We start from the raw sequence: 6,301 nt of genomic DNA on the forward strand, positions 1-6,301 counted from the left end.
CCCTGCGCCTTCGCCCAGGTATCCCGCAGGGTCACCGTGCGGTTGAAGATCGGACGCGCAGGCGTCGAATCCGGATCGACGACGAAATAGCCCTCGCGCTCGAACTGAAAGCGCGCGCCCGGTTCCGCCTCGGCGAGGCTGGGTTCGAGCATCGCGCCGCTAAGCGTCCGCAAGGACTCGGGATTCAGATCCTCGCGAAAGTCGCGCTCGCCAGGACCGGCACCAGCGCCCGGCTGAGGCACGCTGAACAGCCGATCGTAGAGCCGCACCTCGGCGCGGACAGCGGTCTCGGCGGCGACCCAGTGGATCACGCCCTTGACCTTGCGCCCCTCGGGATTCTTGCCCAGGGTGTCCGGGTCGACCGAGCAGCGCAGCTCGGTCACCGCGCCATCGGCATCCTTGATCACCTCGTCGCAGCGGATCACATAGGCGTTGCGCAGCCGCACCTCGCCATCAGGAACCAAGCGTTTGAAGCCCTTCGGCGGCGTTTCCTCGAAATCGCTGCGATCGATGAACAGCACCGAGCCGAGCGGCAGCGCGCGTGTGCCCATCGTCTCGTCCTTCGGATGATTCTGCGCCCGCACTGCCGCAGGCGCGTCCGCCGGCAGATTGGTCAGCACCACCCGCAATGGCTCGAGCACCGCCATCGCGCGCGGCGCGCTGGCATCGAGTTCATCGCGAATCGCGCTCTCGAGCATCCCCATCTCGACCAGGTTATCGGCCTTGGTCACGCCGATCCGCTCGCAGAAGCCGCGCACCGCGCCCGGCGTATAACCGCGTCGGCGCAGTCCGGCGATGGTCGGCATGCGCGGGTCATCCCAACCGGCGACGATCCGCTCCGAGACCAACTGCGTCAGCAGGCGCTTGCTCATCACCGTGTATTCGAGATTGAGCCGGCTGAACTCGATCTGGCGCGGCCGGGAAGGCACCGAGACGTTGGCCACGCACCAGTCGTAGAGCGGGCGATGATCCTCGAATTCCAGCGTGCACAGCGAATGGGTGATGCCTTCCAGCGCATCGGAGATCGGATGCGTGTAGTCGTAGGTCGGATACAGGCACCACTCGTTGCCGGTCTGGTGGTGGATCACGCCGTGGCGGATGCGATAGAGCACCGGATCGCGCAGATTGATGTTCGGCGCCGCCATGTCGATCTTCGCGCGCAGGGTGCGGGCGCCGTCCGGGAATTCGCCGGCGCGCATGCGACGGAACAGATCCCGATTCTCCTCGACCGAGCGCGTGCGATAGGGGCTGTCGCGCCCCGGCGCGGTCAGGGTGCCGCGATAGGCGCGCGTCTCCTCGCCGGAGAGGTCGCACACATAGGCCAGCCCTTTCTCGATCAACTCGAGCGCAAAGCCGTAGAGTTGCTCGAAATAATCCGACGCAAAGCGCGCCGGCCCCGGCCAATCGAAGCCGAGCCAGCGCACGTCGGCCTTGATCGCGGCGACGAACTCCGGGCTTTCCTTGCCCGGATTGGTATCGTCGAAGCGCAGATTGCAGACCCCGCCCAGATCCTCGGCCAGGCCGAAGTTGAGCACGATCGACTTGGCGTGGCCGATGTGCAGATAGCCGTTCGGCTCGGGCGGAAAGCGCGTGACCACGCGGGCATGTCGGCCACTCGCCAGGTCGTCCTGGACGATCTGGCGGATAAAATTGGTCCGGGTTGGCGTCGAGACAGAATCAGCCATAGCAAGAAGCACCCAAGGCCCGTTCGACTGGGGATCGCCAGCCGCGAGCGAAAACCCTCAGCATACTGGCTTGCCGCCTTTCATTGAACCCCGCGTTTGCCAGCACGCCTCTGGGGCACTACCCTGTCCCCAGCTCGGCACAGTGGTGGCATGCCCCTCGCCTGCCCATCGTTGGCCGAGAGCAACACGCGCAATTCATCACCCACGGAGCCAGATCATGCAGAGAGCCACGTCAATCCTTGCCCTCGCGATTGCCGGAACCTTCGCTGCCAGCAGCGCCCTCGCCCAAGAGGACGCGCCCGCCGAACCCAAGCCCGCCGAGGCCTTCATCCAACAGCTCGACACCGACGGCGACGGCAAGGTCAGCCTCGACGAGGCGCTCGCGCCGCAGAAGCCGCGCTTTGCCGAGACCGATGCCGATGGCGACGGCTTCATCAGCGTCGAGGAAGCCGGCGAGGCCTTCAACGCGCAGGTCCCCGCCGAAATGCTCGAGGCGATGAAGGAACGTGGCATGCCGGACCCCGGCGAGACCTTCGTCAAGAACCTCGACCAGAACGATGACGGCAAGGTCGACGCGAGCGAGTTCGAGCGGCCGACGGTCGAGTCCTTCCAACGCATGGACGCCGATGACGACGGCTTTGCCACCAAGGAAGAGGCGACGGCGTTCTTCGACGAGATGCAACGCGAAATGCAGGAGCAGATGCAAAAGATGCAGCAACAGCAGGGCGCGCCGAATCCGCATCAATAGACCCTAACCGCCGGCGCCGCCATGGACGGCGCGGCCGCGCCGCGCCACCGGCGCTAGGCGATCTGCACCAATTCGAGCTGGAAGGTCAGATCACGGCCGGCGAGGGGATGATTGCCATCGACCGTGACCTCGTCGTCGTCGAAATCGGCGACGGTGAAGCGCAGCGTCTCGCCGTCGGGTCCCTGCGCCTGGAGCAGCAGGCCTTCGCTGAGTTCGATCTCCGGCGGGATGGCACTGCGCGGCACCTGCTGCACCATGGCCTCGTTGCGCTCGCCATAGGCCTCGTCGGAGACGATGGTGACGGTCTTGTTCTCGCCGGGCGCCATGCCGAGCACCGCGTCCTCGAAGCCGCTGATCATCTGCCCTTCTCCGAGGGTGAACTCGAGCGGCTCTTGACCGCGCGAGGAATCGAATTCGGTGCCATCGGCGAGGGTGCCGGTGTAATGGACTTTGACGGTATCGCCGCTTTTTGCTTCGGACATGGGACGCCTCCAATAGGGTTTCGGCTTGAGGTGCATGGCGGCACGTGCCAGAACAGGCACGACCAGGGATGGTGCCAACAACCTTAGACGAGGCTCGCGCCGAGCGCAAACCTTGGCCGGCCATCAGCGACGCGCCAGCGCACTCGCGACCTGGAGGCGCAGACCATAGGCCACCGGCTGATTGATCATCAGGCTGAAGGGCCGCCACTCGCGCCCATGGCGCACGAAGCCGGCATAGGTGCTGACACCGCGCAAGGTGCCGGTCTTGGCGCGCACATCCGGATCGTCGTCCTGCTGCGGCAGCAGCTCGCGATAGGGCCGCAGGCGCTCGAGGACATCGAGCATCTGGCGGCCGCTGAGCCGATTGCCACGCGAGAGGCCGGCGCCGTCCTCGATGCGGAAGGCGCGCCAACCGAAGGTCCGTCGCGCCCACTGCTCCACTGTTCGCTGGGCATCGGCCAGGCGCGCGCGCCCGGCCCGTTCGCCGAGCATCAGGAACAGATCATTGGCGATGAAATTCGTCGAATACTCGAGCATGTTCCTGAGCAGCTGCTCAAGCGTCAGCGCGTTGCGATGGGTATGGATCAGCCTGGCCGAGGTCGGCACCGTTCCCAGTACCACTCCAGGGGCGATTCTGGACGCTATTTTGGGCGCCGCGCCGGACGCCGGCGCCTCGACACGGATACCGCCCTGGCGCAATTTCGCCAGCAGCACCTCGCCGAAGTGCGCGAGCGCGGTCTCGCCGTCGACCAGATTCACCCGATGCCGGCCCTCGCCAAGCCCACGGCCAAGCCGTTGCGCGGTCGGGGTGAGCGGTGTCTGCACCTCGCCGCTCTGGAGACGCCCGCCCGCGACCCGCAGGCTGACGGTATTGAAATTGACCGCGAGCGCGGTCACCGGCGCGTCATAGGGATTGTGACTCGACGAGCGCCCGGGGATCGGCACCTGCGTTCCGAACAGCTCCGCATCCAGCCCGATCCCCTGCACCGAGCGCACGCCCGCCGCCTTCAGCGCGGCGACGACGCGATCCAGTTCCTCCGAGACCAGAGAGGGATCGCCGCCGCCGCGCACCCACAGCCGATCATCCGGGCCCATGTAGACATCCGTCTCGAACCGATGCTCCAGCCCCCAGCGCTCGATCGCCGCCAGGGCGATGACCAGCTTCATGGTCGACGCCGGCACCAACGGCCGATCCGGCTGCTCGGCGATCAGCAGACGCTGTCCATCGCCGAGTACCAGGCTCGCCTCCGGCAAGGCCAAGACGTCCTCGATCGGCCCGGCCAGGCTGGTCGCGAGTCCCGCGAGCCAGAGCAGAGCACCGACCAGCAAAGGTCTAACCACCGCCTAGGCCTCCGGCTCGAACGCCAATGCCACCGAGTTGATGCAATAGCGCAAGCCGGTCGGTTTCGGGCCATCCGGAAACACATGCCCGAGGTGCGAGCCGCAGCGCGCACAGTGGACTTCGGTGCGGCGCATGCCGAGGCTGCCATCGGTCTGGGTCTCGACTGCGGATTCGGTGAGCGGCGCGGAGAAGCTCGGCCACCCGGTGCCCGAATCGAACTTCTGCTCGGAACCGAACAGCTCGGCTCCGCAGCCCGTGCAGCGATAGCGCCCCGGCGTCTTGGTGTTGAAATAGGCGCCGGTGAAGGCCGGCTCGGTGCCCTGTTCGCGTAACACGCGGTATTGCTCGGCGCTGAGCTGCGCGCGCCATTCGGCATCCGTCTTTTCGATCTTGTCGCTCATGGTTTGGTCTCGTTGAATGGTTGGTGACCACGGGTTGCTGGTCCCTTGGACGGCGGGGCCAGTGAACGACCGGCCTGACGGCGGCGGCGTCGCCCGCGGTTGAGGCGGCCATCCTGGCGTCGTTATACTCGCCAGCCACACCCGGCGCCGCCGGGCGCTCGCCACTCGCCTGGATACCGCTATGCCCATTGCCTCCTTCCAGCCCCCGGTACGCACCTTGATGGGGCCCGGCCCCGCCGATGTCCACCCGCGCGTGCTCGCGGCCCTGGCGCGCCCGACCATCGGCCATCTGGATCCCGCCTTCGTGGCCATGATGGAGGAGCTGAAATCCCTGTTGCGCACCGCCTTTCGGACCGAGAACGCGCTCACCATGCCGATCTCGGCGCCGGGCTCCGCCGGCATGGAGACCTGCTTCGTCAACCTGGTCGAGCCGGGCGATACGGTCATCGTCTGCGTCAATGGCGTGTTCGGCGGGCGCATGTGCGAGAACGTCACCCGTGCCGGCGGCAACCTGGTGCGCGTCGATGCGCCCTGGGGGCGCGCGGTCGATCCCAACGCGCTCGAAGACGCGCTGAAGAGCCATCCCGAGGCCAGCCTGGTCGCCTTCGTTCAGGCCGAGACCTCGACCGGCGTCAGCTCCGATAGCCGGCAGTTGGTCGAACTCGCGCACCGCCACGACTGCCTGACCATCGTCGATGCGGTGACCGCGCTGGGCGGCTCGCCGCTCGAGGTCGATGCCTGGGGCATCGACGCCATCTACGCCGGCAGCCAGAAGTGCCTGTCCTGCACGCCCGGGTTGGCGCCGATCAGCCTCAACGAACGCGCGGTCGCCAAGCTCAAGGCGCGCCGCGCGCCGGTGCAAAGTTGGTTTTTGGACCTCAATCTGGTGCTTGGCTATTGGGGCGACGGCGGCGGGCGCCGCAGTTATCACCACACGGCCCCGGTCAATGCCCTCTACGCCCTGCATGAAGCCCTGTTGATGCTCTGCGAGGAAGGGCTCGAGCCGTCCTGGGCGCGCCATCGGCAGCATCATCTGGCGTTGCGTGCCGGTCTCGAGGCGCTGGGGCTCGAACTGCTGGTGCCGGAGGCCGAGCGCCTGCCGCAGCTGAACACGGTCGCGATCCCCGACGGCATCGACGATGCCCGCCTGCGACGCGGGCTGCTCGAGGCGTTCAATCTCGAGATCGGCGCCGGCCTCGGCGATCTGGCCGGCAAGGCCTGGCGCATCGGGCTCATGGGCTATTCCTGCCGCGCCGAGAACATCCTGCTCTGCCTGAGCGCGCTCGGAACCCTGCTCAACGCCATGGGACACAGGGCCGACACCGGCACCGCCCTCACCGAGGCGCAGCGGGTGCTGAGTGGAACATGACAGCGGCGGAGTCAGGCCCGGTGCGAGGGTCAGCGGTGGTGCGTGACTGACTCGATGAAACGTCGCTCCTCACGTCCGCTGCTCGCTCGCTTGATCATGGCGCTCGCCGCGGTTGGCCTGTTCCTGGTCGGCTATCAATGGGGCAACCGGTTCCAGCGCGACCATGAGGCGCCGTTGCGCATCGACGGCGTCCTTCTGCGTGCTCCCAGCGCGCTGCCGGAACTCAACCTGCGGGGTCCGCAGGGGTCCATCACCAATGCCGATCTGCGCGGTC

6 protein-coding genes and 1 pseudogene are annotated in these 6,301 nt (G+C 67.0%); 3 read left to right on the top strand and 4 right to left on the bottom strand.

Translation table 11 applies throughout. The features are described from left to right. A partial coding sequence (locus ACLFQI_RS10535; protein WP_410759155.1) for a glutamine--tRNA ligase/YqeY domain fusion protein occupies positions 1-1,685 on the bottom strand: 1,685 nt, incomplete at its 3' end. A gap of 217 nt (positions 1,686-1,902) precedes the next feature. Here ACLFQI_RS10535 and ACLFQI_RS10540 point away from each other — a divergent pair. Continuing rightward, the gene (locus ACLFQI_RS10540; protein ID WP_410759156.1) at positions 1,903-2,433 is read left to right on the top strand and encodes an EF-hand domain-containing protein; all 531 of its coding nucleotides are present in this window, start codon (positions 1,903-1,905) and stop codon (positions 2,431-2,433) included. A gap of 53 nt (positions 2,434-2,486) precedes the next feature. Here ACLFQI_RS10540 and ACLFQI_RS10545 read toward each other — a convergent pair whose 3' ends face one another. The 3 genes from ACLFQI_RS10545 to msrB form a co-directional block, all read right to left on the bottom strand. Further along, entirely contained in the window at positions 2,487-2,915 is a 429-nt protein-coding gene (locus ACLFQI_RS10545) for an FKBP-type peptidyl-prolyl cis-trans isomerase (protein WP_410759158.1), read from the bottom strand. Positions 2,916-3,038: 123 nt separating this feature from the next. After that, positions 3,039-4,256, bottom strand: coding sequence for a D-alanyl-D-alanine carboxypeptidase/D-alanyl-D-alanine-endopeptidase (locus ACLFQI_RS10550; protein ID WP_410759160.1), 1,218 nt, complete (start codon positions 4,254-4,256; stop codon positions 3,039-3,041). Positions 4,257-4,259: 3 nt separating this feature from the next. Beyond that, positions 4,260-4,658, bottom strand: coding sequence for a peptide-methionine (R)-S-oxide reductase MsrB (msrB, locus tag ACLFQI_RS10555; RefSeq protein ID WP_410759162.1), 399 nt, complete (start codon positions 4,656-4,658; stop codon positions 4,260-4,262). A 181-nt stretch (positions 4,659-4,839) separates the two neighbouring features. Between msrB and ACLFQI_RS10560 the strand changes: the two genes are divergently transcribed. Together ACLFQI_RS10560 and ACLFQI_RS10565 are read left to right on the top strand one after the other, a co-directional pair. Beyond that, positions 4,840-6,027: a pyridoxal-phosphate-dependent aminotransferase family protein gene (locus ACLFQI_RS10560; RefSeq protein ID WP_410759163.1), complete on the top strand. Its 1,188-nt coding sequence runs from the start codon at positions 4,840-4,842 to the stop codon at positions 6,025-6,027. 54 nt (positions 6,028-6,081) lie between these two features. Then, positions 6,082-6,301: pseudogene (locus ACLFQI_RS10565) on the top strand (hypothetical protein); the annotation flags it as partial.

This window comes from Halochromatium sp., assembly GCF_046541315.1.
Lineage (GTDB): Bacteria > Pseudomonadota > Gammaproteobacteria > Chromatiales > Chromatiaceae > Lamprobacter.

Coding starts and splice junctions, on each gene's coding strand:
- ACLFQI_RS10540 (WP_410759156.1), top strand. CDS start 1,903: ATGCAGAGAGCCACGTCAATCCTTGCCCTCGCGATTGCCGGAACCTTC.
- ACLFQI_RS10545 (WP_410759158.1), bottom strand. CDS start 2,915: ATGTCCGAAGCAAAAAGCGGCGATACCGTCAAAGTCCATTACACCGGC.
- msrB (WP_410759162.1), bottom strand. CDS start 4,658: ATGAGCGACAAGATCGAAAAGACGGATGCCGAATGGCGCGCGCAGCTC.
- ACLFQI_RS10560 (WP_410759163.1), top strand. CDS start 4,840: ATGCCCATTGCCTCCTTCCAGCCCCCGGTACGCACCTTGATGGGGCCC.